Source organism: Dermabacter jinjuensis, from assembly GCF_902381725.1.
GTDB lineage: Bacteria > Actinomycetota > Actinomycetes > Actinomycetales > Dermabacteraceae > Dermabacter > Dermabacter hominis.
On the sequence record NZ_LR698963.1, the window covers coordinates 255,159 to 279,658 of the forward strand.

26 protein-coding genes and 2 tRNA genes are annotated in these 24,500 nt (G+C 62.5%); 17 read left to right on the plus strand and 11 right to left on the minus strand.

Going from position 1 to position 24,500, the window contains the following annotated elements; genetic code table 11:
* The first annotated feature begins 8 nt into the window (after positions 1-8).
* The 10 genes from FXY94_RS01250 to FXY94_RS01290 all read left to right on the plus strand — a co-directional run bounded on the left by FXY94_RS01250 (position 9) and on the right by FXY94_RS01290 (position 6,690).
* Positions 9-845 carry a hypothetical protein gene (locus FXY94_RS01250; protein WP_016663197.1) on the plus strand — a complete coding sequence of 279 codons (837 nt, stop codon included), beginning with the start codon at positions 9-11 and terminating at the stop codon, positions 843-845.
* Positions 842-1,987, plus strand: coding sequence for a hypothetical protein (locus tag FXY94_RS01255; RefSeq protein WP_016663198.1), 1,146 nt, complete (start codon positions 842-844; stop codon positions 1,985-1,987). Before FXY94_RS01250 ends, FXY94_RS01255 begins: the two co-directional genes overlap by 4 nt.
* 11 nt (positions 1,988-1,998) lie before the next feature.
* Positions 1,999-4,068 carry a hypothetical protein gene (locus FXY94_RS01260; protein WP_040386350.1) on the plus strand — a complete coding sequence of 690 codons (2,070 nt, stop codon included), beginning with the start codon at positions 1,999-2,001 and terminating at the stop codon, positions 4,066-4,068.
* Entirely contained in the window at positions 4,065-4,370 is a 306-nt protein-coding gene (locus tag FXY94_RS01265; RefSeq protein WP_232049677.1) for a hypothetical protein, read from the plus strand. The genes FXY94_RS01260 and FXY94_RS01265 overlap by 4 nt, the downstream gene beginning before the upstream one ends.
* 62 nt (positions 4,371-4,432) lie before the next feature.
* Positions 4,433-4,555 carry a hypothetical protein gene (locus FXY94_RS11085; RefSeq protein ID WP_016663201.1) on the plus strand — a complete coding sequence of 41 codons (123 nt, stop codon included), beginning with the start codon at positions 4,433-4,435 and terminating at the stop codon, positions 4,553-4,555.
* Positions 4,552-5,430, plus strand: coding sequence for a peptidoglycan-binding protein (locus FXY94_RS01270; RefSeq protein WP_016663202.1), 879 nt, complete (start codon positions 4,552-4,554; stop codon positions 5,428-5,430). Before FXY94_RS11085 ends, FXY94_RS01270 begins: the two co-directional genes overlap by 4 nt.
* 8 nt (positions 5,431-5,438) lie before the next feature.
* On the plus strand, positions 5,439-5,861 hold the full coding sequence (locus FXY94_RS01275) for a hypothetical protein (protein ID WP_016663203.1): 423 nt from the start codon (positions 5,439-5,441) through the stop codon (positions 5,859-5,861).
* Entirely contained in the window at positions 5,861-6,199 is a 339-nt protein-coding gene (locus FXY94_RS01280; RefSeq protein WP_016663204.1) for a hypothetical protein, read from the plus strand. The genes FXY94_RS01275 and FXY94_RS01280 overlap by 1 nt, the downstream gene beginning before the upstream one ends.
* A gap of 10 nt (positions 6,200-6,209) precedes the next feature.
* Positions 6,210-6,473, plus strand: coding sequence for a hypothetical protein (locus FXY94_RS01285; RefSeq protein WP_147594865.1), 264 nt, complete (start codon positions 6,210-6,212; stop codon positions 6,471-6,473).
* Complete coding sequence (locus FXY94_RS01290) at positions 6,460-6,690, plus strand: holin (protein WP_016663206.1); 231 nt, start codon at positions 6,460-6,462, stop codon at positions 6,688-6,690. The genes FXY94_RS01285 and FXY94_RS01290 overlap by 14 nt, the downstream gene beginning before the upstream one ends.
* Positions 6,691-6,959: 269 nt before the next feature.
* Here FXY94_RS01290 and FXY94_RS01295 read toward each other — a convergent pair whose 3' ends face one another.
* From FXY94_RS01295 to FXY94_RS01315, 5 genes are all read right to left on the minus strand, one after another.
* Entirely contained in the window at positions 6,960-8,189 is a 1,230-nt protein-coding gene (locus FXY94_RS01295; RefSeq protein ID WP_016663207.1) for a tyrosine-type recombinase/integrase, read from the minus strand.
* A gap of 288 nt (positions 8,190-8,477) precedes the next feature.
* The gene (locus FXY94_RS01300; RefSeq protein ID WP_040386356.1) at positions 8,478-8,879 is read right to left on the minus strand and encodes an ImmA/IrrE family metallo-endopeptidase; all 402 of its coding nucleotides are present in this window, start codon (positions 8,877-8,879) and stop codon (positions 8,478-8,480) included.
* A gap of 45 nt (positions 8,880-8,924) precedes the next feature.
* On the minus strand, positions 8,925-9,401 hold the full coding sequence (locus FXY94_RS01305; RefSeq protein WP_051120593.1) for a Panacea domain-containing protein: 477 nt from the start codon (positions 9,399-9,401) through the stop codon (positions 8,925-8,927).
* A gap of 4 nt (positions 9,402-9,405) precedes the next feature.
* Positions 9,406-10,311: a GAF domain-containing protein gene (locus FXY94_RS01310; protein WP_016663210.1), complete on the minus strand. Its 906-nt coding sequence runs from the start codon at positions 10,309-10,311 to the stop codon at positions 9,406-9,408.
* Complete coding sequence (locus FXY94_RS01315; protein ID WP_016663211.1) at positions 10,308-10,790, minus strand: helix-turn-helix domain-containing protein; 483 nt, start codon at positions 10,788-10,790, stop codon at positions 10,308-10,310. Before FXY94_RS01315 ends, FXY94_RS01310 begins: the two co-directional genes overlap by 4 nt.
* 191 nt (positions 10,791-10,981) lie before the next feature.
* Here FXY94_RS01315 and FXY94_RS01320 point away from each other — a divergent pair, with 191 nt between their 5' ends.
* Together FXY94_RS01320 and FXY94_RS01325 are read left to right on the plus strand one after the other, a co-directional pair.
* Positions 10,982-11,236 (plus strand): helix-turn-helix transcriptional regulator, encoded by a 255-nt coding sequence (locus tag FXY94_RS01320; protein WP_016663212.1) that lies wholly within the window; start codon positions 10,982-10,984, stop codon positions 11,234-11,236.
* A gap of 68 nt (positions 11,237-11,304) precedes the next feature.
* Positions 11,305-12,084, plus strand: coding sequence for a phage antirepressor N-terminal domain-containing protein (locus FXY94_RS01325; RefSeq protein WP_016663213.1), 780 nt, complete (start codon positions 11,305-11,307; stop codon positions 12,082-12,084).
* 18 nt (positions 12,085-12,102) lie between these two features.
* On the opposite strand, the gene FXY94_RS10745 is transcribed toward FXY94_RS01325, so the two are convergent.
* From FXY94_RS10745 to FXY94_RS01340, 3 genes are all read right to left on the minus strand, one after another.
* Positions 12,103-12,456: a hypothetical protein gene (locus tag FXY94_RS10745; RefSeq protein WP_040386358.1), complete on the minus strand. Its 354-nt coding sequence runs from the start codon at positions 12,454-12,456 to the stop codon at positions 12,103-12,105.
* Between the two features lie 77 nt (positions 12,457-12,533).
* The gene (locus FXY94_RS01335; RefSeq protein WP_016663215.1) at positions 12,534-13,520 is read right to left on the minus strand and encodes an IS481 family transposase; all 987 of its coding nucleotides are present in this window, start codon (positions 13,518-13,520) and stop codon (positions 12,534-12,536) included.
* Positions 13,517-14,086, minus strand: coding sequence for a dihydrofolate reductase family protein (locus FXY94_RS01340; RefSeq protein ID WP_016663216.1), 570 nt, complete (start codon positions 14,084-14,086; stop codon positions 13,517-13,519). Before FXY94_RS01340 ends, FXY94_RS01335 begins: the two co-directional genes overlap by 4 nt.
* 73 nt (positions 14,087-14,159) lie before the next feature.
* On the opposite strand from FXY94_RS01340, the gene FXY94_RS01345 reads away from it, so the two are divergent.
* Positions 14,160-14,723, plus strand: coding sequence for a TetR/AcrR family transcriptional regulator (locus FXY94_RS01345; protein ID WP_016663217.1), 564 nt, complete (start codon positions 14,160-14,162; stop codon positions 14,721-14,723).
* A gap of 1,124 nt (positions 14,724-15,847) precedes the next feature.
* On the opposite strand, the gene FXY94_RS10955 is transcribed toward FXY94_RS01345, so the two are convergent.
* Together FXY94_RS10955 and FXY94_RS01365 are read right to left on the minus strand one after the other, a co-directional pair.
* Entirely contained in the window at positions 15,848-17,275 is a 1,428-nt protein-coding gene (locus FXY94_RS10955) for a GmrSD restriction endonuclease domain-containing protein (protein WP_016663218.1), read from the minus strand.
* A 193-nt stretch (positions 17,276-17,468) separates the two neighbouring features.
* Positions 17,469-18,680, minus strand: a complete 1,212-nt coding sequence (locus tag FXY94_RS01365) for a winged helix DNA-binding domain-containing protein (protein ID WP_016663219.1) — start codon at positions 18,678-18,680, stop codon at positions 17,469-17,471.
* Between the two features lie 124 nt (positions 18,681-18,804).
* Between FXY94_RS01365 and FXY94_RS01370 the strand changes: the two genes are divergently transcribed.
* Positions 18,805-19,416 carry a biotin transporter BioY gene (locus FXY94_RS01370; RefSeq protein WP_016663220.1) on the plus strand — a complete coding sequence of 204 codons (612 nt, stop codon included), beginning with the start codon at positions 18,805-18,807 and terminating at the stop codon, positions 19,414-19,416.
* A gap of 9 nt (positions 19,417-19,425) precedes the next feature.
* On the opposite strand, the gene hrpB is transcribed toward FXY94_RS01370, so the two are convergent.
* On the minus strand, positions 19,426-22,110 hold the full coding sequence (gene hrpB / locus FXY94_RS01375; RefSeq protein ID WP_016663221.1) for an ATP-dependent helicase HrpB: 2,685 nt from the start codon (positions 22,108-22,110) through the stop codon (positions 19,426-19,428).
* A 121-nt stretch (positions 22,111-22,231) separates the two neighbouring features.
* Between hrpB and FXY94_RS01380 the strand changes: the two genes are divergently transcribed.
* From FXY94_RS01380 to FXY94_RS01390, 3 genes are all read left to right on the plus strand, one after another.
* A tRNA-Asp gene (locus FXY94_RS01380) sits at positions 22,232-22,305 on the plus strand.
* A 164-nt stretch (positions 22,306-22,469) separates the two neighbouring features.
* Positions 22,470-22,542: transfer RNA gene (locus FXY94_RS01385), tRNA-Phe, on the plus strand.
* Positions 22,543-22,754: 212 nt separating this feature from the next.
* On the plus strand, positions 22,755-24,431 hold the full coding sequence (locus FXY94_RS01390) for a formate--tetrahydrofolate ligase (protein WP_016663222.1): 1,677 nt from the start codon (positions 22,755-22,757) through the stop codon (positions 24,429-24,431).
* The last annotated feature ends 69 nt before the right edge of the window (positions 24,432-24,500 follow it).

The window sequence follows — 24,500 nt, forward strand, 5'->3', positions numbered from 1 at the left end:
AGCAGATTATGGGTTACCCGCTTGGTAAAGCACCGCAAGAGGACGGCACGGGCCACACGCCGGTAGACATGCAGCGAGTACTTTGGGGCCTCTATGTCGGTGACGCGCCCCTTATCGTGCGCGGCTGTGAGGTCAAGGGCACCTCCAAAATGGAATACAAGGTCGCGCCGGGAGTCGTGTACATCCCGTCCGGTGAAGCCCGTGGAATGCTCGTCCCCGTTGACGGGGCGACGGTCTCGACGGAACCGGCCCCGTCGAGCGGCGCACGCGAAGAATGGGTCTACGTTGACCAGACGGGCGCGATCAAGGTCGCGGCAGGGTCTCTCCCGGCCGGAACGGTGGGCCTTGACCGTCGACGCGTCCCCGCCGGTGTCACTGCAACCACTTCGGCCCCCGGTATCGAGAATCATGGCTTCGCGATGCTTCTCGGTGGCTCTATGGGGCGGCTCGGGCAGTGGACGGACACACTCGGTTATCGCACGGTTGTGCCGTCGTGGAAGCAGACGGTGTTCGCGAAGACGTTCACGCTCGCCACTGACCGACTCCTCAGGTTCGATCTCAGGCAGTCGATGGCGCTGGAGAAACCATCGAACTATAAGGGTTCGTTCGTGTGGGAGATCATCGTGGACGGCTCGGTGTTCAAGTCGTTCGAGCTTGAAGTGGGCGAGATTGCGGAAACGAAGTTCGTTTCCGTCACGAGGTGGATGCTTAGGGGCGAGCACACGGTGAGCGTGGTGCGCCGCCAGCAGCGCGACCCGAACGTGAAGTGCCTCCACTACATTGGTTCATCCGCAAACTGGCCGGGCAACGGGTTCGAGCTGTCTGATGTGGGACTCGCACAGTGACCTGGCGGGCGTATCTCGGTAAGACCATGACGGGGCAGGTTGGCCCGCAGTTGGATGCGGTCGGCGGGTCCCTCGATGATGTGTTGAATGACGTGAAGAAGGCGACCGTGGTCGCGACTGAAGCGTCACTCGATGGTGTCTCGCGTGAGTGGTGGTCGGTGTGGTCCGGGTGTGTGCTGGTCTCGTTTGAGGATTGGTATCAACCTGAGACACTTATTGCGGCGTGCCCGATCACAGCCCCGGTGAAGCAGGACCGCAAGGCAGGCACGGTCACGTTCGAGTGCGCCGGCGTGGAAGCACTACTGGATAAGCGTGTAGTGCTGGATCGAGACTTCCGGCCGGGAGACGAGGATAAACTTCGCCACTCTACTATCGCGTGGGACGGGGTGTCGCTGGGTTCGATCGTGGGGCGGGTCGTTGAGAAGGCGATCCGCAAGCGTAACGGGTTCCTCCCCATCGTTATCGGCCCGGAAGAAAAAGCGAAGCGGCAACGCACGTATGAGGGCTGGAACCTCGCTAATAACGGTGCGTGGAAGCGCATCAAGGAGATTACCGAAGTTATCGGCGGCCCGGATGTGGCGTTTCGCGCGGAGTGGGCGAACGAGGAGAAGACACAGTTCCAGTGGCGACTTGTGACCGGCACGGAGGCGCAACCGAGTATCGCGCAGAAGGTCACCCCGGTGTGGGACGCGACGGCGGCCCGCTCACCGGTCGCGGCTATCTCGGTGACATCTTCCGCTGAAGCCCTCGCAAACCGCGTCTATTGCACGGGCGCGGGTGAGGGCGCTGGAACAGCAGTGCGCATGGCAGAAGCTGGGACGATCCCTGAATGGTTCCCGCTACTGGAGAACGTGATCACGGATAGCGATTCGGAGAACCACGACCTGTTGAAGCAGAAAGCAGAGGCGGGCGTCGCGACGCAGGCACTCGACCAGATTTCGCTGTCGATTTTCTCGGATGAGACCGCACCCATCGGGTCGTGGCACGTCGGTGACTTGGTGGAGGTCGTGACGCGGGGGTGGCTTGAAGTGCCGGACGGGGCGCATCTTTTGAGGGTTATCGCGGCGAAGTATGACCTCGACTCGAACAAGGTGGATGTTGAATTGCAGCAAGATAGGTTGGGGGCTGAACTCGCGTGGTAAAGCGTACAAACTTGAAGCCCAGCCCGGAACGGGCGCTCGCTGATTTGACGGCGAAGCTCGCGGCGAAGGCGCAGCAGGTCGATACGCGCCCGGCTGGGATCAAAGACCTGGGCGAAAACGGCGATGTCATATGGAATACGACCAACCCGGATACCGGGGAGGTCACGGGCCATAGTGTTCGCCGGTTCGCGGTCGAGCTTGATTCCACAGTGGAGCGGGCGGCGGCCCTAGAGAAGCGCCTCGCGGACTCCGAAACAGAACTGGAGAGCGCGCGTGAGGCCCTCGCGAACCTTCGCGAGAAGGAGCTACCAGCTCTGAAGGAGGAGCTAGCGAAGGTTGATCCGGGCAACATCGACTTCAGCGAGTTCGACGCGAAGATAGCTGCGGCCGAGGCACAGATCGCGGCCACGGAACAGGCGTGGCGTGAAGCGGTCGAGGCTGAGCGCACTGACCGCGAGCAGGCGGACGGCACCCTCGGTGAGCGTATCGACGGCGTGTTTCGCAACATGACCGTCACCGACACGGCGTACATGAGCACTGCGGTCATTGGCAACCTCGCGGCGCGTATCGCAAAAGTGATCGAGCTTGAAGCCTCGAGGATTACCGCCGGGAAGATCGGCGCTAACCAGATCAACGTCGTGGAACTCGCGGGCGAAGTCGCACGCTTCATCACGCTGGACGCTTCGCAGCTCAGGGTCACGGATTCCGCTCAGATCAACGATGCGGTGATTCAGGCTCTCGCCGCCCGCACGGCTGACATTCAGCAGGCGTTCATTCAGAACCTTCGCACGAACGGCGCGGCGATTGATGAGGCTGTTATTGGCGATCTTGCTGCGAACATTATTACCTCTGGGCTGTTCCGCACTGCGAAGGAGGGGCAGCGGATCGAGATCGACTCGAACGGGTTCACGTCCTACGGCGTGGATGACGAGGGCAACGACATGGAGCTCGTGAAGATCGCGCGCGATGGCACCGCCACGATCGACACTGGCAAAGCGTCGATGGATGCGGACGGGGGTGTGACGGGCCTCGAAGGCAGGTTCGAGAAACTCTGGGTTGCTGGCCGCGAACTGTCAGATGTTGTTGCTGACGGCCCGCGCGGTGTAGTCGCGTGGGGCAGGAGGTCCACTAACACGAACTTCCGCAAGAGCCTGACTCGCATTCTCGAGGTGTGGACGACACTACAACCGGGCAGGTTGTACAGGATTACTACGTCACCGTTTCGCGTGGACGTGAACTCGAACCCCACGCAGCCGGTCTGGGCGCGTCTGGAATATTTCGAGGTGCCATACACGAGCGACGACAAGATTTACAGGCTCAACACCTTCCCGGCCACAACTTCCACGTGGGAGCACGTGGTGCCGGGCATGTACGCGACGTTCGCGACCGGGCCGAGCGGCCTCAACCTCACTGAGCCGAAAGACTACAGTTTTCTCGTTCGAACCGAATCGCCGTCGGCCTACCACCGCGCGGTGCTTAATGGTTTACGCGCCGATCTCGTGATCGAAGACATCGGCCCCGATATTGAAGAATCGGGCCAGGCGTGGAATGACCCGGAAGAGAAGACCTCGACACCAACACCGCCACCACCCCCGCCCCCGCCGGTGAAGACGAAGCGGCACGCCTCCCGCAAGGCGACAGCGTGCGCGACGTATTACCGTGGCGGGTCTCGCCAGTCGGGGAAGAATGACGCTACCCAGGGCTACTATTCGCGCGTTGGCAACCGTGAGGGCATCTGGCTGTTCGGAAACATGCCCGGCGAGTTGTCCGGCTCGAAGGTCGAGCGGGTGCGGCTCGGGTTCTGGGTTGCGCACACCTACAACTCGACGGGCGGCACCGCGCACTTTCATTTGCACGGCAGGTCGAGCTTCGGTTCCACGGCGGGACTCTCGCGGTACGTGGGGTCGAAGAACGTGAAACGAAACTCTTGGGTGACGTTCGATATCACCGACCCGTCGATCTGCGCAGGGTTCGCGAACGGCACCTACAAGGGTTTCGGTATTTCGACGAACAGCACCGGCCGGAACGAGTACATTCGCGGCAACCCTGACGCGACTCTGGAAATCGATTATTGGAAGTGAGGAACGAAATGTCGCTTATTACGAGTGAAGTGATGCTCGGTAACGAGACACTACGTCGCCGCGTGTGCGGCGCTATCCGCAAGATCGCTATCGGCAAGGAAGGCGAGTTCGCGCGGCTCGGGCTCACCGATCCTGAAGTGATCGTGCAGCCGTTCATGTTGGAACTAGCGGCGAACACTGAAGCCGTGAAACAAGCATGCTCGGAGTGTGGTGGCGGCTCTAACATTCCCGATAGCACGATCGAGTGGATCGTGGGCGACGCGTGGACGAAGCTCGAGAAGGCTCGCGAAGTTACCGCATAACCCCTAAACCAACCCTGGCCCCCACGTGGGGCTTTTTTCATGCCCGAAAAGAGGAGGTAAACATGTGCGACGAAGAACTACAGATCCCTGAAGGGGTAGAGGTGTCTGACTCGGTCGGTTCGGAGACACCGGACGTTGAAGCGCCCGAGCCCGTGGACTACAGCGATGTGGAGGTGGAGGCATGAGCGCACGTAAGGTTCTCGCTATCGCCGCCGGTGAGATCGGTTACTCCCGCTGGAATGACCCGCAACGCGGCACGAAGTACGCGCGAGAGACGCAGCCCGCGCTGTGGCCCAACGATAAATGGCTACTCGCGTCAGGAGTGGCTTTTTGCGACATTTTCGTGACCTGGGTCTTTTGGAAAGCCGGATGCCTCAACATCCTCCCCGGTAAGCAGTCGTACAACGTGAATTACCGCGCCTCGCATGGCGGCCACGTCCCGAAGTCGCAGGCGCAGCCGGGCGACGTCCTCGTATTCGACTGGGACATGAGCACGAAGCGCGCGAACCACGTCGGCATCCTCGAAAAGGTACTCACGTCCGGGAACTTCCAATGCATTGAAGGAAACACGTCCACGGGCTCGAAGGGGTCGCAGTCGAACGGTGGCCGGGTCGCGCGGCGTGTCCGTCGCCCCTCGCAGGTGCGGTACGTCATTAGGCCGAACTGGAAGGCAGCGCCCGCAGCAGCGGCGTCGAAGGGCACCTCGAAGCCTGTGAGTGGCGCGGCGTGCTTGAAGGCCCCCGCATTCCCCCTCCCGAACGGCTACTACTACGGCCCGCCTAGCGGCCCCCGGCAGTCTGTTTCGGGTCGTACGAGGAACAGCCGCGTGCCTAATGACGTGATCCTGGTGAACGGCAGGTGGAGGTCGAAAGGCCTCGCGGTGTACCAGGCCAGGATGCAAGCTCGTGGGTGGGGAATCGGCGAAGACGGCGCGGACGGCCGCTACGGGCGCGACACCGAGCGGGTCGTGCGCCAGTTCCAGAAGAACAAAGGCCTGAAGGTTACTGGCCACGTCGACAAGGCCACGTGGGACGCGGCCTGGTCGCTTCCCGTGAAGTGAGGTGGGCAATGATTGAGCCTGGTAACGCGACGTTCACGCGCCGCGCGATTCTCGCGATTCTTTCTATCGGCTCATGCTGGCGTGGCGTCGCCTATATGCTTCCCGCCCACCTCGATGCCGCCCCCTCAGTAAACGGCGGCGCGGTTGAGGCGTGGACGGGCGCATGGCCGTGGCTCGCCGGGATCACGTGGCTCATTCTCGGTCTGGTCGGTATCGCATCTGTGGCACTCGCTAGGTGGGTCATAGGGACCGCGCTTATCGGGTCGGCTCTCGTGATTTGGGGGTTCGGGTATGCCGTCGCGTGGCTGACTCCCCTCGTGCAAGGCTCCCCCACGGACTGGATTAGCACCGGGACGTATTTGACGTTCGGTGGCGTGGTTCTCGCGACGATGAGACTGAAAGAGATACAAAGCGTCGATGTGGGGGCGTAATGGACTGGACACAACTCATCGGCCCCGGCATCGGCGCAGCCTCCCTCGGAGTCATGGGCACGGTCCTTGCCACGAAAATGAAGAGCAGCTCAGATGCACGAGTAGCGGCTATTGATGCTGGCCCCGAATACGTCGCAAAACTTGCGGCACGGATCGAGGACATGCAGGCGCGGCAAGAGGCCTACGAGGCGCACGTGGAAAGACAGATATACCGACAGCGGCAACACATCGACGCGCTGGAAGCGCATATTTGGCGAGGAGATCCGCCACCCCCGCCTAGTGCCCCAGCCTGGGAGCCGTTCGAATGGAAGGGAAAGAACGTTGTTCGACCCAATTGACTACGTGCGCATGTTGAACGCGGCACTCACGTTATCCACCCTCGTCTACGCGTGGAAGGTTCGCGCGAGTTTCGCGGCGCGGCCCGTCCATGACCGGTTTTTCACTCTCGCCGGCCTCGGGTGCTCACTAATTCTCGGGTTCGGCGCTATCGAAGCGATTGTCTCGGACATCCCCGGCGGCGCTCGCGTGCTACTCGCGACGCCATTCCACGCGTGGATGCTCGCCTCACTCGTCATGATCGAAGGAAAGGAACTTGAGAATGATCGGAACTAAAGCATGGGCACTCGGTGCGCTCGAACGCGCTCTAAAGACGATGGCGCAGACGCTTATCGCGTTGATCGGTACGGAGGCCGTGGGCATCACTCAACTGGATTGGCCGGGCCTCCTCTCGGTTGCCGCAACCGCGACGCTCCTGTCGGTGCTCACGTCCATCGTGAACGCCGATTTCACCGCGGGCCCTAGTACGAACACGCACCGCGCCGACGAATAAAACAAGGACCGGCCCTGGACTCCCTCACGGGTAGCGGAACCGGTCATGTTGATGTCATTCTACGATACACTGAGCACGCAGGAGCCTACGGGTTCCCGCCCGCCTTGACCCCCGCCACCGCGCGGGGGTTTCGTGCCACAACGGCCCGGTCACCGGTACGTTGCCAGCAGAACCCCACCTAGCCCTCGCGGGCCGGGTGGGGTCTCTTTTCATGCCCAAAAACTCAGGGTTCAACCGGCGAATAGCGTCCACATGCCGCGCGCCACCAGCTAGGCATCAAGCCGCAACGCGCCCGCAACCCCCTCGAGCGCCTTGCGCATCAACTCCATATCGACATGCTGATAGCGCTGCGTCGAGAGAATCGACGAATGACCCAGAATGCGAATCACCACGAGCGGATCCACGCCGAGCACTAACAGAATCGTTGCAGCCGTGTGTCGGCACTCGTGAAGCGTGTAATACTCCCCGCCCGGCTTACGCACGCCCGCCGCGTCCTGAAGCTCCTTCCACTCCGCCGCATCCTGCTTCTCATCCCTCACGGAGCCGTCATCGTTCGCCCACACCAAGATCGAATCCGGTGCGGTCAGCTCACGCTCTTTCAACGCCGCGTGCATCCACGGGGTCATCGGGATAACGCGAACACCGGCGCGAGTCTTAGGCGGCACCAGGTGCCACCGATCTTGAACCTGCGTCATCTTGTAGCCGCGAGGCACGCGAAACTCACGCTCCGGGCAATCGCCCCCGAAACGCCGCCCACACGTTCCGCCACACCCGTGACGGTACGGAATCGCCTTCAATTGGGTAGATACTTCCATTGTGCCCGCGTCGAGGTCGACCGCGTCCCACGTGAGGCCTAAGCATTCCGCTTGCCTCATCCCTTGCATGAGCGCCGCGACCCACCTAGACCGCATGGGTGAATCCGCCGCCGCGTGAATCAGCTTCACGGCATCCTCGACCGGGATATCGACACGCTCCGACTCCCCCATGCCCGGCGGTGGAGCATCGAGCACGCGGCGCGAAACCTCGTGACCTTCGAGGTAAGCATCCTTGAGCATCGTCATCATCGTCGCGTGTGCCCTCGTCACACTCGAATCGGCACGACCCGCGCTCTGCATCGCCTTGTGGACGCGGCGCACATCCGCCGGGGTTAGCCCCGCGAGAGTCTTACGGCCCAAGGTCGGGATAATCCATTTCGTGACCGCTGAACGGTCAGCATTGAATGACGAGGGGCGTACGCGATCCTCGCGAAGGGTGAGCCACTGTTCAGCCCACGACTTCACCGAGACGCGCGAGTTTTGCGAAATATCCATGCCGCGATCGATCTTGCGGGCGAGGTCGGTAAGAGCGCGTTTGCATTCCGCTTCGGTTTTGCGAACGACCCCCTTACGAACTCGCTCGCCCTTGGCATTGAAGCCCGCGTCGATACGCCCAAACCAGCGTCCATCCGGTCGCTGCGTGACTGACCCGGTTCCCCATTGCCGCCTTCGCCTATTTGCCACTTTGGCCCCTAAATCTTGTAACCCTTCTTGTAACCCTTCTCAAGCATAAGCCAGGGACACCCCGCGGTCTATTCCCGCAGGTCAGGGCGATTTTTGGACGCTCAGAAAACCCTAGAGATTTTCACTCGTAATGAATAGGTCGCCGGTTCGATTCCGGCAGGAGGCTCCACAAGAAAGCGGCCCCCACCAGGACAAACACCCGGTGGGGGTCGTTTTTATATGCCTCCGATTTTTCGCCAGTTAGCCATTCGGTTAGCCATTCGCCAAACCCCCCCACCACCAACCTATTCATTTTCCAGCCCCCGCCACCGCGAACAGTTCCGCCGCCGTGAGCGTCTCGCAACGCGCTTCAAGCATCGACCGAGTGACCCACAGCTCTTCCGCAAGCTCTGCTGGGTCACGCGCCCACCGAGAGGCCGCCACGAGCGCCTCCAACGAGATCAGCCGCGCCGCCGCTACGCGGTTCACCTCGCGCTCGCGGGACGCCGTACAGGCCCGCCCTTCACCCGCCTCGAGATGCACGAGCTCATGCGCGAGAGTGCAACGCCGCTCCACCTGAAGCAAACGCTTATCCAACCGAATCAAGTCACGGCCGTTCGTCTCACCACACCGCCCCTCAAGCCGCGTGAACTCAACACGCACGTCAGGGAAAGCGACGTGTAGATGGTCCCAAGGGTTATAGAAACTCACCCTCCCACAATCGCGGGAGGGTGAGACATTTAAGCGACGCTATTATCACTGGCCAACTGCCAGGCCCCACTTTTCCCGGTAGTACGACGCCATAACGTCCGTTTCAATTGGGGTCTGCGGATACTCGTCATCTCCATCAAACGCTTGAATCCAAGGGGCTTCGTTATGCGTCATCTGGCTCAGCTGCCATCCGGTCAGACCGCCAAACGAATCGATAACCGCATCAATAGCCCCTTTTTGGCTTTCTGTAAGCGCTCCGGAGTCTCCCTGGGGGATGGTGGTGACGGTAGCGCGGCCACGGTGCGTCGAGTAGAGATCCCGAACTACTGGACCATTTCTCCACGCTTCGATCACCTCGTCGAACAGTGGCTCACCAAGTGCAGCGCAATGAAGGGCTTGGGAGTAGTAGACAAGTTTCTGCAGCTTCATGGTCGGAAGGGGGTGGTCATACTTGTCTAGAATGTACTGCGCTACGTCACGGACATTCGCACGGGTGCCGCTAGCAAGGTGCTCAGACATCATCTCGTCACCTCCTCCGGTTCTTACTCTCATAGTAGCCACGAATCTTATCTAGGTTCACGTCTCCCGACGTCGTAAGCGATCTCCGTCCGTAACGTCCTCCGGGCATAGGGTCCAGCCCCATCGCAACTAAGAGTCCGACAGAGCGGAGGACAGATTCATAGTCTTCAGGAGAAATCGGGCTAACTGGTGAGTCAGCGCAGATCATCCCTACGACTTCCTTCCTGCGAACCATCGGGACGGATAGGAAGTGCCTGTACGACCGTGCTGAAATCGACGCTTCTTCCGGCTTACCCTCTAGCACCCGATCCCTAAGGATGCACTCGAGAGTTCTTTCCCCATCGTAGTCCCAGTCCTCCGAGCTAAACACCTCCCGGGCTAGATTGGTTGCGCGCCCACGGGGCTCCCCAACCAAGGAAAGGACTGGGGTCTGCGTGTCTAAGGTACCGCCTATTTTCTCAGCATAATCGAGCCGATATACGCAAACACGGACCTTCTCAATCTCCTTCGAGAGGTGCTGGACCAAGAAATTTGCTCCTGCTTCCACGCAATGCACTTCACGGTCGTGGGAAAATTGCTCTTCAGCCCTAGCTAGGGTCGTCGACAAGTTAGCCAAGCCGACGGCAAATTCGTCCACAGCCGCCTTTCGCTCAACTTCTACTCTGCGAATCTTGGCTTTGTCCACTTCGTCTAGGATGGCCTTTGAAACGAGTGCGAGAACACCTAGGAACACTCCCAGCCGCCGTCCGCCGTTTGACCCCAACAGACGAAAGTTGGCAGTCAGCCACGAATCAAAGGAGATAACTAGCGGGGAGAGGATCGCGCTAAACCAATAAGCAAAGCCGAGACCGAACTGAACTACAGGCTTGAGCAGCCATTTGTCTCGCCAAACGGTTTTCTGGCGTCCGCTCACGCTGGTTCGTCTCCGTCGTAGAACTTTTCAGGTGTCTCTTGCTCAGCATCGAGCGCATCGCGCATCTTCGCGCCCTGGTTCGGTGCTTCGTGGGCGGCGAGGTCATAGTCGGCTTGTTGGGGCCGGGGTGTTTCGGTGGTGGTGTGGTGGTGTTGGTTGGTGTCGAGGAAGACGCGGACGAGGTGGCGGATAGCGTCGCGTTGGGGGCCGGTGAGTGCGGCGGCTTCGGGGCCTAGCTCAAACGGCTCACCGGTTGGGCCGAGGTTGGAGAGCTCGCGCAGGGTATTCACATCAACGGAGAAAGCGTCGGCCAGGGCTGCCAGAACTTTAGCGCTCGGTACGCCGTGCTCTCCATTGATGTACTTACGCACCGTTGTGTGGTCGATTGCGTGCCCATGCTTTTTCGCCTCTGCTGCGATACGACGGAGCGACCAGCCATCCTTGTTCAGGCTGCTGAGGTAGTTGCTTAGCTCGCTCATGGCACACACCTTGGTGGAGTTTCGTTGTCTCCACAAGGCTACGTGTGGACGCGCCGTCCAAGAATCTCACCTGTGTAATTCCTGGTCACGCAGCTAAACGCGATTTTTTGGGGTTTTCTGGTGGACAACAGCGTCCAATGTGGTTATTGTGGAGTCTCCAGACAACACCGAAACATTGGAAGGAGGTAGCAGTGAACTACAACGACACTCGACGCAACTTCACCGCCACATGCTCCGCGCGGGCACTAAAAATGGCGCTCACCTACCAGCGCTGGTCCTACGCAGACCTCGCCAGAGCAGCCGGGGTATCGAAGTCCACCGTCGGAAATCTGGCCTCCGGTGCACGTACAACCACAAACCCCGAAACAGCCGCCAAGATCGCTAAAGCGCTGAACGTGAAAACGAGCGACCTTTTCGACCTCGACCCGGTCCTCTACGCCGCCTAGGCATCCCCTCTTTTTGATCCCTGTAAGTCCGTGGCTTTCTACGGCACCTCTTCTTGAAAGGTTTCATCATGCAGCTTCAAGCTATCCCGTTCCACGGCACCACGATCAGCGCCGCGCAAGATGGTGACACGATCCGTGTCGCTCTTCGCCCGGCGTGCGACGCGATGGGCATCCAGCTCGAGGCCCAATACAAGCGGCTCGGGCGTACCCCGTGGGCAACCATGTCCATGATGGACATGACTGGCGCAGACAGGAAAACCTACGAAATGGTCACCATCGACCGTCGCACCTTCACCATGTGGCTCGCCACCATCGACACCACCCGCCTCAAATCAGACCGCGCCCGCAACCTCGTCGAAACATTCCAACGCGAAGCAGCCGACGCCCTCGACAACTACTTCCACAACGGCGGCGCAATCAACCCCAACGCCACCGAACACCAAATGCGCGCCCTCATGTTCCAAACCCAAGCACAAATGGAACTCTGCCAAGCCGCCAAAGGCCTCATCCACCCCGACCACCTCGAAGCCAAAGCCCGCATCATCCTCGCCCGCGGACTCGGCGAACACGCCACCCTCGACCCCAACCGCGCACCCCTCTACACAAAGGACTACCTCAAAGAAAAAGGACTCTCCACCAAAAACCTGCGGTCAATTTCCCCCACCTTCGGCAAACGTCTCAAAGCCGCCTACATCGAAAAACACGGCATCGAACCAGAAAAACGCCCCATGAACCTCACCAACAGCCAGGTGAAACACGTCAACGCCTACACCGAAGCAGACCGCCCCCTCATGGACGCCGTATGGGAAATCCTCAACCCCACACCCCACCTGACAGTCGTCGCCTAACCCCCCCGAACAGGGATCTCAGTCATGATCTCGATCAACTTCAATCCCCAAACTAATGTCCTCGAAATCCGGCACCAAGGCCAGCCCGGTCACACGGAAACGCTCAATGAAGCCCTCCGTCACGTTCTGGAAGCCCTCGATGGCGTCGGCACCCTCACCAGTGACAGTCAGCGACAGGTCCTGGGGTGTAGCGAAAAGGGTGTATGCAACCCGTTGACGGTCGCCGCGACGATAGAGAACTCGAGTCTTGACCCGGCCACTTACGCCGAACGCCTCGTCGAAGCCCTCAAAAAGTGACGCCACCGATCTCACGGGACCTTCACCCTCAACGTGAATCTTGAAGTCTCTGATTCTGAGCTCTGCTTCCAACATTGGCTTCCCTTCCATTCCCGTGGCCTTCGATAAACATCTCTGTTCATTAAAGCCTGTGGCCTCCCAAAGCACTCCCCCTAAGTGTACTGACCGGACACGTTGATCAATCGTGAGAAAGGCGGCTGGTTCCCGCAGGCCGTGTGGGGCCGGTGTTGGTTGTAGTAGTGCAGCCAACCGTCCAGCTCACCGCGACGCTCGGCCTCCGAGGTGTAGCAGCGGGCATAGGCCCAACCATCAGCCAAGGTGCGGTGGAAGCGTTCGATCTTCCCGTTGGTCTGCGGACGATAGGGCCGAGTGCGCTTGTGCTTGATTCCGAGCTCGGCGCAAGTGTGCCGCCACAGGTGCGAGCGGTAGGCGCCGCCGTTGTCGGACAGGACCCTTTCGACGGTGACTCCGCGGGCGTTGAACCACTCGACAGCCCGGACCAGGACCGCGGTGGCGGTGATGGCGGTTTCGTCGTCGTGGATCTCGGCGTAGGCGACGCGGGAGTGATCATCGATGACGGTATGGACGAACGCCTTGCCCATCAACGGGTCGTAGTGCTTGTTCCTGGGCTTGCCGGGGGTCGCGGCGCGGTTCTTCTCGCCTTGGCGCCGCCCGACGTAGCGCCAGCCTCCGCCGTCGGGGATGTTGCCGAGCTTCTTCACATCGACGTGCAGCATCGCGCCAGGATGGTCATGCTCGTAGCGACGGACGGGTTCGCCGGTGGCCCGGTCGACATGGGACAGCCGGTTCAAGCGAGCATCGGTCAGGATCCGATGGACGGTCGACGGCGCAATGCCCAGGCGGCAGGCCAACTGCACTGGTCCTTCTCGGAGACGGAGGCGCATCTGGATGCAGCGCCGGGTGACCTGCGGACTGGTCCTACTGGGTGAATGGTGCGGGCGCGAGGAGCGGTCCTGCATCGACTGACCGGCGCGGTAGCGATCAGCCCAGCGCTTCACGGTCGGCCAAGACACCTGGAAGCGGGCAGCGACCTCACTGATCGGCCAACCCTCATCAACAACGAGACGCCCCACCATCAAACGATGGCGGGGCGTCAATGCCGCGTTTGCGTGACTCATCGCTTTGCTCGGGAGTAGCTCGCCAGCACGATCCCGCCGGGAAGCGTCTCGATGCTTGTCGGAGTCCAACCACGGGAGGCGCTACCTGTGAACAGCGGAACTCCGTCTCCTAATGTCACGGGATTGATCTTGAGCTGCAGCTCGTCGATCTGATCCAAGAGCTGGCCGGCCAGCGAGCCGCCCCCGCAGAGCCAGATGTCCTTGCCCGGTTCCCTCTTGAGGTTGGCGACACGTTCGACAACGTTGCCCTCCCACCTTTCGACGGTGGGATCCACGGGCAGCTCGCGATGAGTGACGACGATCTGTCGGAGATGCGGGTAGGCGCTGGTCAGGCCCGCGTCGAGTGCAGGTTCATGGGTCCGGGCGCCCATCAGGACAGTGTCGAATCGTCGCGGTTCCCCCTTCACGCCCAAGACCTCTCGCAGGTGACAGGGGCATGTCTCTGGGTAGCGGGCGAAGAGTTCGTTCAGCGTTTCAGGCTCGATCGGGAACCTGGAGGTGTCGCCGTCTTGGCCGGCAATGAATCCGTCCAGGCTCGCGGCGACGTAGTAGACGAGCTTGCGCATTCCTTCTCCAATCACAACGGCTGTTGTAGTTAAGTGAACCACAACAGCTGTGCTGATGCCATAGGGTTGATCTGTGGTGGCCAATCCCGAACGACGAGCGCAGATCACCGATGCCGCCCTGGAAGTCCTGGGCGCGAACGGCTCGCGCGGGCTGACGCATCGGGCAGTCGACCGAGCCGCCGATGTGCCCACAGGCACCACAGCGAACTACTGCCCCTCCAGAGCAGGGCTCCTCCTGGCCATGGCCCACAGGATCTTCGACCGCTTGTCGCCTGAACCCGATCGGGTCACGCAGCTGGCCCACCTCCCCCCAGAGCGAGCAACGGTGGAGTACGCCGCCTACGCAACCGAACGGCTCCTGGCCGACAGCACGCTCGCACTCGCGCTGATCGAGCTGCGACTGGAAGCGGCACGCCAACCGGAAGTTCGCCAAGCCCTGGAGCCGTTCCTTCGCCAGGGATTCACAGACGACGTGGACTTCCACGACGGCCAAGGCCTCCCGGGGGGCCGCCCTGCGGTGCTGGTCACGCACCACCTGGTGATGGGCGTGGTGTTGGATGCCCTCACCATCCCCGTGGACCCGCACCAGTCCCCGGTCGACGAAGTCCGTCAGACTGTGGCAGCACTCTTCACCTAGCAGCCGTGAACGTCCACTCGATCAACGTCTCCGGTCCGTACACCTAAGGAGCCTCAAATACCGGTCAGCGCCGCTATGGCCTTCGTTAGGGATGCCGCCTCCCGCGAAGGACTGCAATTCTCCAAACGACAACTACGCACCCACGTCGTCTAATATCCGAACTGGTAGATCCAGCTAGACGCGAAAACCACCGCCGACATCGACACCACCGCCGAACTAGCCGTGAGGCGAGTCCTCGCGCAGGTCGCCTAGCCCCTTTCGACTGGTCCGCGCCCTTCACTTTTCGAGCCGGGTGGGACCCTTTTTCATGCCTTCGACCCGCCTCGCATCCAGTTACCTGAGCCGGGTCGCTCCGCGTTCCATCGGTCGATTGTTTCGGGGATCCAGCCTTTTGTCCCGCGACCAGTCGAACCGATAAGCGCATCAGGTTCTGGGAGGCTATAGCGGGCCAAAGTGGGGACTTTGACGCCGATCCGTTCCGCAACTTCGCTGCGTGAAGGCTAGATCTTCATGCGCGCTTTCTCATTTCTGCAACGAGTGCAACTACTGTCGCCCCAGCGGTTAGGGCTGCGGCGGTCATTGTCAAATAGGCGGGTGCGTGGAAGACTGCGGCCAAGATGGTGATAGCGGCGGCCGTGATGATGTACCAGCTGGCTGTTTTCATGGTGCTTCATGGAGGGCGGGGCAGGGATGCCCGCAATCAGTCTTGGGCCGCGGAGCCCCCTCCCTCTTTATCCTCCAACGCGACTAGTTCAAACGATGCACTGCATTAGTTTAGCCGCTCAGGAGCCACGATTGTCACCGACGTAACGCCAGGACTGCTGGGATTGAGCGGTCATTCATCATCACAGTGTGCGGCCAGCACACCCCAGCAGTCCGTTGCTTCGAAAGTGGTGAAAAATCGCCACCAGACCGGGGATTCCGGCGCGCAGCGGCCATTTTTCACCACTTCCGTGACAGGGAAGGCGGAGCGGAGGGTAAGAAAGGAGGAACGGAGGGTGAGAAAGGGGAAGGGAAGGTGAGAAAGATGGAACGAAGGGAAGGGAAGGAGTAGTGGGGTCCGGGAAAGGACCCCACTACCAGCTCACACCACTGTCTTCACGCCTGACAGACGGCCGGACGGACTACCGACGAGGCTTCCATTCACACGCGACGCCGTCGCCATCCCTATCAAGTTTCGGCGTGTAGCCTGGCTTGCCTCGATGGAGCGGTGCCGCACCCTTCTTCCAAGCCTCCGCGCAGTTGCGGAAGCCACCGCCACCGGAAGATTTCTTCTTCGGAGCAGGCTTCTTAGCGGGCGTCTTAGCAGGCTTCTTAGCGGGCTTCTTAGCAGGCTTCTTAGCAGGCTTCTTAACAGGCTTCTTAGCAGGCTTCTTAGCAGGCTTAGAAGCACTCTTCTTGCTGGACTTAGAGGCACTCTTCTTAGCAGGCTTAGGCGCACTCTTCTGAGCAGGCTTAGGCGCACTCTTCTGAGCAGGCTTAGGGGCGCTCTTCTGAGCGGGCTTAGGGGCACTCTTCTTAGCGGGGGCCGTCTTCGGCGCCTTCGTCTCGACTACCCTGACGAGGGCCGCGGGCTTGCCAGCCTGCCGAGGCTTTTCGGTTGGCACCGGTTTTGCTTCCGTGGTGGAGTCGGTGGCAGGCGGCTCGACGCTTCGGTCAAACGCCTTCATGTTGGGGCACGCAGCCAATACGCTCTCGATGGCCTCGGCCTCAGCCGGTTTCACCCAGAGTCCATACTTCGCTTTCACCGCTACTTGGCGTGCCACATACTCGCAGCGATAGGCTTTGTGCGGCGGTAGCCACGTCGCGGCATCGCCGTCGCCTTTTTGCCGGTTCAGCGTCGACTCGACGGCAAGAAGATTGAGAGGATCATTCGCGAAGGCGATCTTCTTTTGTGCATCCCAACTAGAGGCGCCACTTTGCCACGCATCGGAGAGGGCAACGACGTGGTCGATGTCCGTGTTACTGGGATTGTGCACGAAATCGTAGCGTGAACCGCTATATGGCGAGTCGATGCGGCCCGAGAGCACCACGCAGCCTCGGGTGCCCGCTTTCGTGGTGATGTTTTTCAGGTCGCGTCGAAGAATGTCGTTGCGCGTATCGCAGCCGTTGCGGTCGACGTCGTCGCGCCAACCGAAGGATTCACGGTCGTACCCCGTTTGCGGGGCCCTCCCTTTCACCTCGAGCGTGCGGAGCCGGGCGAGAGCGGTACCGGTGGGGGCCTCCTGCTGGACGGCAGGGGCGACGGTGGCACTGTCCTCACCGGGCACGAAGGCGGCATTGTCCTCACCGGGCACGAAGGCGGCATTGACGTCTGTGTTGAGTGCGGACGATGCATCCGGTGTTACCGGCACCGAATCAGCTTCGTGTGCATCTTCCACCAAAGAAGATACAGGCGCTGCGAAGGAGGCAGCGGAAGAGGAAGCGACCGGAGTCGACGATTGCTCAGTTGGGGCCGCGAGCGACCCTATAAGGCCGAGAATGAGCAGGCCCACAACTCCGAGTCCCGTGCCGCCACAGCACGAGCCTGCGGCAATGCCGCGTTTTTTCATTCCATTGCGATTTTTTCGCGAGTTTTCCCATGGGGCTTCTCTCCGGGTGTGATCAGTGGGGGCTCCGCCAACGGCGTTGGACGCTAGATAATTAATTACCTGCGCACACTCCCCTTGTCACGGGACCTTAGTACACGTGCCGCACACTCCGCGCGGTGATCTCCGACACCCCTACGCCGAGCGCGGGCGCCACCTACTGGTCGTGATGCGGAAATAACGCGAAGGCATTGTCGATGTCGCGCGAGGCCGCAGCGGAGAGTTCACCAAAGGCATCGACCGCGAGCGCCCGACCCCTCTTGCGCTTGACGGTGCGCCACAGGGCAACCATGCGCCCGCCGCGCACGATTCCCCGCCGGAACACCCCGTTGTTTCCGGGCACGAGCAGCGCGTGTTCTTGTTCGGTCATGAGGGCGAGGCGGTCGGGGTATCCGAGCACGAGTTCGTCGAAACCGGGCAGCAGGAAGGTGCCCCGAACGCGTGCGGCGGCAGAGCTGACCTCATCGGCAAGCCCCGCGCGGCAGAATAGCGTCTCGCCTGCGGCGTCACTGCCCCATTCCTCGATTCCGTCGCCGATCTGGAGGGCAGCCGCGCGGATCTGGCGAAGCGGGAGTTTGGTCCACCACGCGAAATCGCGCAGCGTTGCGGGCCCATGACTTGCGAGGTAGCGCTCGAGCAGTGCCGCGGTTGCCGCCACTTTGTCTCCCCCGAAACGCTCCTCGAGTCCAGCCCCCTTGGGGAGCCACGTCGCGGCGTCGGCGATTCGCTGTTCCGCACCGTCGATCGGCCCGTAGATCAGGTGGCCGGATGCCATGAAGTAGGTGATGAGGTGGTAGCCGCGACCGCCGTCCGTCTCGATGCCGCCGCTTTTCCACGCCTCGAGGAGTTCCGCCCGTGTCACACCTCGCACTTTCCCCACGAGGAATTCGAGGGTGAGGTTCAGCGCGTGCTCGACCTGGGCGTCGGAAAGATTGCGCGAGCGGCGGCGCCTCGCCTCCCACTCTCCCTTTTTCGCACACAGCTCGGTCATCCACCGCGCATCGCTCGCGGCCATGGCGAAAACGGTTCCCCGCATCGGGTAGCCGCGCACGATCTCGCCTGCGTCAAACGCGCGCAGTACTTCCCGCATGCGCGCGTCGCTCGGGAAAGCTTCAGAATCCGACGCTTGGGGAGCCACCGTCGGAACCTGATCCTGGCCTGGTGCTTCACCGACCTTTTCCGCATCGAGCCGAAGGGCGATCGAGGAGAGCAGGCCGGGCAGATCCTGCCCCTGCATCGCGCCCATCGCGTGCACGAGATTCCCGGCGTTGCGATGCCTCGGCAGGGCGAGTCCTTGTGCACTCAGGCGCGCATATATGAGGCGGGCGCGCTCGGTGCGAGTACTGGGGGCGAAGGATCGTGGTGGCATGATCTCACCCTATAGAGCGCCACATTCGCCCAAATTCAGGTGTAGGCGACCGCGCTTTTCTCCACCCTGAACGGGAGCGGGGCCTAGTATTAGTGCGGCCCTATTCGTGAGATGAAGGAGATCCATGACCACCGCCTCCGTTGCCGGCACTCGCCCCGTGCTCGCCGATTCGCTCGTTAAACACCGCACGCTGCTCACCGATCTGTCGCTCATCGTCGCGGGCGTGGTGGTCGTTGGCCTGCTCGCGCAGGTCACGATCCCGCTTCCGTATGTGCCGATCACGGGCCAGACTCTCGGCGTGATTCTCGTGGGTGCGGCGCTCGGTTCGAAGCGCGGCGCGGCATCGCTCGCCACCTACCTCGTGGCGGGTCTTGCGGGCGCCCCGATTTTCGCGGACTTTGGCGGCGGCCCGGGCATGGTTCTCGAGCCGAGCTTCGGCTTCATCATCGGCTTTATTCCCTCGGCCTTTGTGGCGGGCTGGATGGCGGAGCGCGCGTGGGATCGCAAGTTTATTCTCGCGCTTCTTGGTTTTATTGCCGCGAGCGCGTTGCCGTTCGTCGTGGGCGTGCCGTACATGGCGTGGGTGCTCAACTCGATCATGGGCCTCGGCCTCGACTTCGCGGGCGTCATGAACGCGGGTCTCATCCCGTTCATTCCGGGTGGAATCGTGAAGGCCGCGATCGCCGCTGGGCTGATTCCTCTTGCCTGGAAGGGAGTGCGGGCACTCGAGAAGTAGTCCCCGCCCCTAGTGCGGGCCGCGCCTGAGTGCGCGGTTCGTTTTCGCGGTCGCTTCGAACGCCATCGGGTCCTCGGGCCAGGGGTGTTTCGGGTAGCGGCCGCGCATTTCTTTGCGGACCTCGGCGTACGGCCCCGCCCAAAATGAGCGCAGGTCCTTGGTGATCGCGAGGGGTTTCCCGCCGGGCGAGAGCAGCTCGATGAGCACGCTCACCCTGCCCTCGACGATGCGCGGTGTCTCTTCGAGCCCGAACATTTCCTGGAGCTTGACCTTGAGTCTCACGGGCGCCTCATCCGCACCGCTCTCATTGGCGTGCACAATCTGGTCGGCGCTCGGGTAGTCAAGGCGAATTTTGGAGTCCGACGGCACCTGGATCCTCTCGGGAACGAGTTCTTCGAGTCGCGCGGCTTCGGGCCACGGTAGGGCGCGCTCGAGGATGGGGCGCATGTCGATTTTTGAGGGGGGAAGCGGGTTTTTTCTGCCGATGCCGGCGAGCGCGTCGATTTCGGGACCCGCGAGTTCTTCGAGGCGTGACAGTAGCGCCGCATCGCTCACGTCCGTCCAGGGCTCGCCGAGCTCGCGGTGAAGAAGCGCGAGGCGGGAGCGCAGGTTTGCGGCGCTCGGGCTCCACGTGAACATGCCGAGTCCGGCGCGTTGAATGCCCGCGAGAACAGCCTCTCGCGCACCTGCCCCCTCGACTTTCGTGGGGGTCGAGGAGAGAACGATGCTGCCGAGCACTTTCACGCGGCGCGCTTTCGTGCCGTTCTCGCCGAAGTCGATCTCGCTTCTCTCGGACACGAGCGGTCCCGCACACGCGAGGGCTTCCTCTTCGGTGAGGGGTGCGGCCGAGCGGATGATCGCGCCCGTGCCGCGGGCGGCCTTCGCGTTCGATCGCTGCATCTCGGCAATCGCGATCCAGTCGCCGAGACTCGTCTCGTCCGTACCGGCGCGGGTCCCGCCGGCGCACTCGTAGATTCCCGGGTCGACGCGCCGCGCGAGGCGCTCCGGGTAGGCGAGGCCCACGACGATTCCGGCGGCGTGCGCAGGATCGTGCGGCGCTTCGAGCGCCTCCAGTCCGCCATTCGTGTCGAGGTGTGCATCGCCTGCATGGCGGCGAGCGATGCGGGCGAAACGCTCGGTTTCTTTCGCGAGACGCTCGCGGCTCGCGCGCGGGCCGTCGATGCTGCGGCCCTCGAGCGGGAGTGGCGCCTCAAGGGACAGGGCTGCGACCGTGCGCGAGGCGGCGTCGGACCCTACGACCGGTGTTGAGGCGAGCAGCGCCCGGGCAAGCCGCGGGTCGGTGGGGATGGAGGCGAGCGTGCGGCCGAGGGGCGTGAGCGCACCATTGGCGTCGAGGGCTCCGAGGGCGTGGAGTGTCTCGTGGGCGTCGCCGAGCGCGTCCGCCGGGGGCGGATCGGGAAGGCGAAGACCCGAACCGCCGGGCGTCCCCCATGCCGCCATGAGCAGTGCCGTATCGGTGAGGTCGGCGCTCGCAATCTCGGGGAGGGTGAAGTCTCGCGCGCCGGCGTAGGCGAGGTCGTCGAAGAGGCGAATCGCAAGGCCGGGGCCGAGTCGGCCCGCGCGACCGGCGCGCTGCGCCATGCTCGCGCGTGAGGCGGTCACGGTCACGAGGCCGCTCATCTTTCGCGCGGCATCGCGGCGCACTTCGCGGCTCAGCCCCGAATCCACGACGATGCGCACGCCCGGAACGGTGAGCGACGACTCGGCGAGGTTCGTGGAGAAGATGATCCTGCGCGGCTCGCCGGCTCCGCGGCCCCGCACGATCCGATCCTGTTCACGCGCATCGATGCGGCCGTGAAGCTCGCAGACGTCGACCCGCGCGCCACGACGCGCGAGCAGATCCCGCGCCGCCGATGCCGCGTTTTCGACCTCCCATGTCCCCGGCAGGAACACGAGAACGTCGCTATCCGCGAGCTCGCCCGGCTCCTCAAGTGCCTCAACCGCCACCCGCGCGGCATGTGCGAGGAACTCCCTTGAGACCCCGCGCTCGTTCATGCGCGAGGCGAAGGGCTCTCGTCGCGTCGCGACGGGAAATAGCGCCGTTGGCGAGTCGATCACCGGCACCGGTCCTGGCACGCCCTCCCCCATGAGGCCCGCGAAGCGCTCGGCATCGAGGGTCGCCGACAGCGCGAGAATCCTCAGATCTCCGCGCAGGTCGCGCACGTCGAGCGCGAAGGCAAGCGCGAGATCTGACTCAAGGGAGCGCTCATGCACCTCGTCGAGCACAATCGCCGACACATCCGCGAGCTCGGGATCGGCGAGAAGACGGCGCACGAGGACACCCGGTGTCACGAACTCCACGAGGGAGTCGCGCGTGAGCGTAGAGTCACCGCGCACCGTATAGGCGACGCGGTCGGCGAGCGCCGGGGTGGTCTGTGAGGCGAGGGCACGAAGCCTGGATGCGCCGGCACGCGCGGCGACGCGCCGCGGCTGCGTGACTATCACGCGACCCGCGCCTTGCTCGCCCACGAGAGCGTTCGCAACGATGGGCGGCACGAGCGTCGTCTTGCCCGATCCCGGAGGCGCCTGGACGACCGCGCTCGCACCGGGCGACGCGATCGCCTCGGCGAGGTCGGCAGCGACACTCGCGAAGGCGAGATTCGCGCCGATTGCCTCGAGATCGAAGGCGGCTGGTGAACCGTCGGACTGTGCTCTGCTCCTCACCCCATCCATTGTGCCAAGCGTGCGACGACCAGCGGAATCACGAATGTGACGAGCCTCTCCGCTCTCAGGTGGCATTTGGTGCACGGGGTGTGTAAAGTAATTCGAGTCGAAGCGAGAGCACGACAAAAAAGGCCCTGTAGCTCAGTTGGTTAGAGTGCCGCCCTGTCACGGCGGAGGTCGCCGGTTCAAGCCCGGTCAGGGTCGCAAAAAGCGACGAACCCCCTCGAAGAATCGAGGGGGTTTTCCCATGCCCCACACCGTTTGCGCCCACACCCGAACGAACGTGTCTTACCTCTCCCCCTCCCCCGTCGATTTCGCACGCGCTCGCGTGCACTGGTAGGCTGTTCGCTGTTCCTTCTGGAACATACGGCTCTGTAGCTCAGTTGGTAGAGCGTTCGACTGAAAATCGAGAGGTCACGGGATCGACGCCCGTCGGAGCCACAGCAATCCCCCGTCGGGTCGTACCGGGCGGGGGATTTTTGTATGCCCCCTCGACCGCACCATATTTCCGGAATTTCGGTCACGGGAGCGCACCGGGATGCCGCGCGAGGCGATTAAACGTTGGCATGCTCAGGGAATTTCCCGTTTGCTAGGTCACAGTGAGGGACGAACGCCCCCGCAGGAACCGAGAAGAATCAAAGGAGATTTGCCCCATGGCAAGCGAAAACCCCGATCTCAAGATCGCCCAGGCACATACCCTCAAGCCGATCACCGAGATCGCCGAGGCCGCCGGTATTCCGAGCGACGCCCTCATCCCCTACGGCTGGACCAAGGCCAAGGTCGACATGAAGAAGATCGACCGCAGCAGCGACAAGCCGAAGGCGAAGCTCGTGCTCGTCTCGGCCCTCTCGCCCACCCCCGCCGGCGAAGGCAAGTCGACAACGACCGTCGGCCTTTCCGACGCCTTCTCCCTCAAGGGCAAGAAGACCGTCGTGGCCCTGCGTGAGCCGTCCCTCGGCCCGGTCATGGGCGTCAAGGGCGGCGCGACCGGTGGCGGCTACGCCCAGGTCGTCCCCATGGAAGACATCAACCTCCACTTCACGGGCGACTTCCACGCGATCCAGATCGCCAACAACACCCTCGCGGCCCTCATCGACAACTCGATTCACCAGGGCAACCCCCTCAACATTGATCCTCGCCGCATCCAGTGGAAGCGCGTCCTCGACGTCAACGACCGCGAACTTCGCTCGATCGTCGTCGGCCTCGGCGGCCCCGCCCAGGGCATGCCCCGCGAAGACGGCTTCGACATCGTCGTTGCCTCGGAGATCATGGCGATCCTCTGCCTCGCGACGGACCTCGCGGACCTCCAGGAGCGCATCTCGCGCATCGTCGTTGGCTACACGTTCGATCGCAAGCCCGTGACCGTCGCCGACCTCAAGGTCGAAGGCGCCATCACGATGCTCCTCAAGGACGCCCTCAACCCGAACCTCGTGCAGACCCTCGGCGGAACGCCCGCCCTCGTGCACGGCGGCCCGTTCGCCAACATCGCGCACGGCTGCAACTCGATCATCGCGACGAACCTCGCCCGCGAGCTCGGTGAAATCGCCGTGACCGAGGCCGGCTTCGGCTCGGACCTCGGCGGCGAGAAGTTCCTCGACATCAAGTCGCGCTTCGGCGGATTCTCGCCCGACGCGGTCGTGCTCGTCGCAACCGTGCGCGCACTCAAGATGCACGGCGGCGTCAAGAAGGACGAGCTCGAAACCGAAAACGTCGACGCGGCCCTCGAGGGCACCTCGAACCTCCGCAAGCACCTCGAGAACATCCGCAAGTTCGGCCTCGAACCCGTGATCGCCCTCAACCGCTTCCCGTCGGACACCGAGACCGAGCTCAACGCCGTTCTCGACTGGGCCAAGGAGAACGGTTACAAGGCAGCCCTCTCCGAGGTGTGGGCCAAGGGCGGCGAAGGCGCTCTCGACCTCGCCGACCAGGTGCTCGCCGCGATCGAAGAGGCCGGCGACTTCCACCACCTCTACGAGACCGAAGACGGCGTCGAAAACGCCATCGAGACCATCGCCAAAGAGGTCTACGGTGCTTCCGAAGTTCAGTACGTCGACGGTGCCCCCGCTGCGCTTCGCCGCCTCAAGAAGAACGGCTGGGACAAGCTTCCCGTCTGCATGGCGAAGACCCAGTACTCGTTCAGCGACGACCCGGCCAAGCTCGGCGCCCCCGAGGGCCACGTGCTCCACGTTCGTGACCTCATCCCCCGCCTCGGCGCTGGGTTCGTCGTTGCCCTCACCGGTTCGGTCATGACCATGCCCGGCCTGCCGAAGGAGCCCGCGGCTCTGCGCATGGGCGTCGATGAGGACGGCAACGCGATCGGTCTCTTCTAAGGGACTATCGACTCCCACGCGTAAGGGAGCGGGGGGTGGCCACCGGGCCGCCCCCCGCTCCCTCGTTAA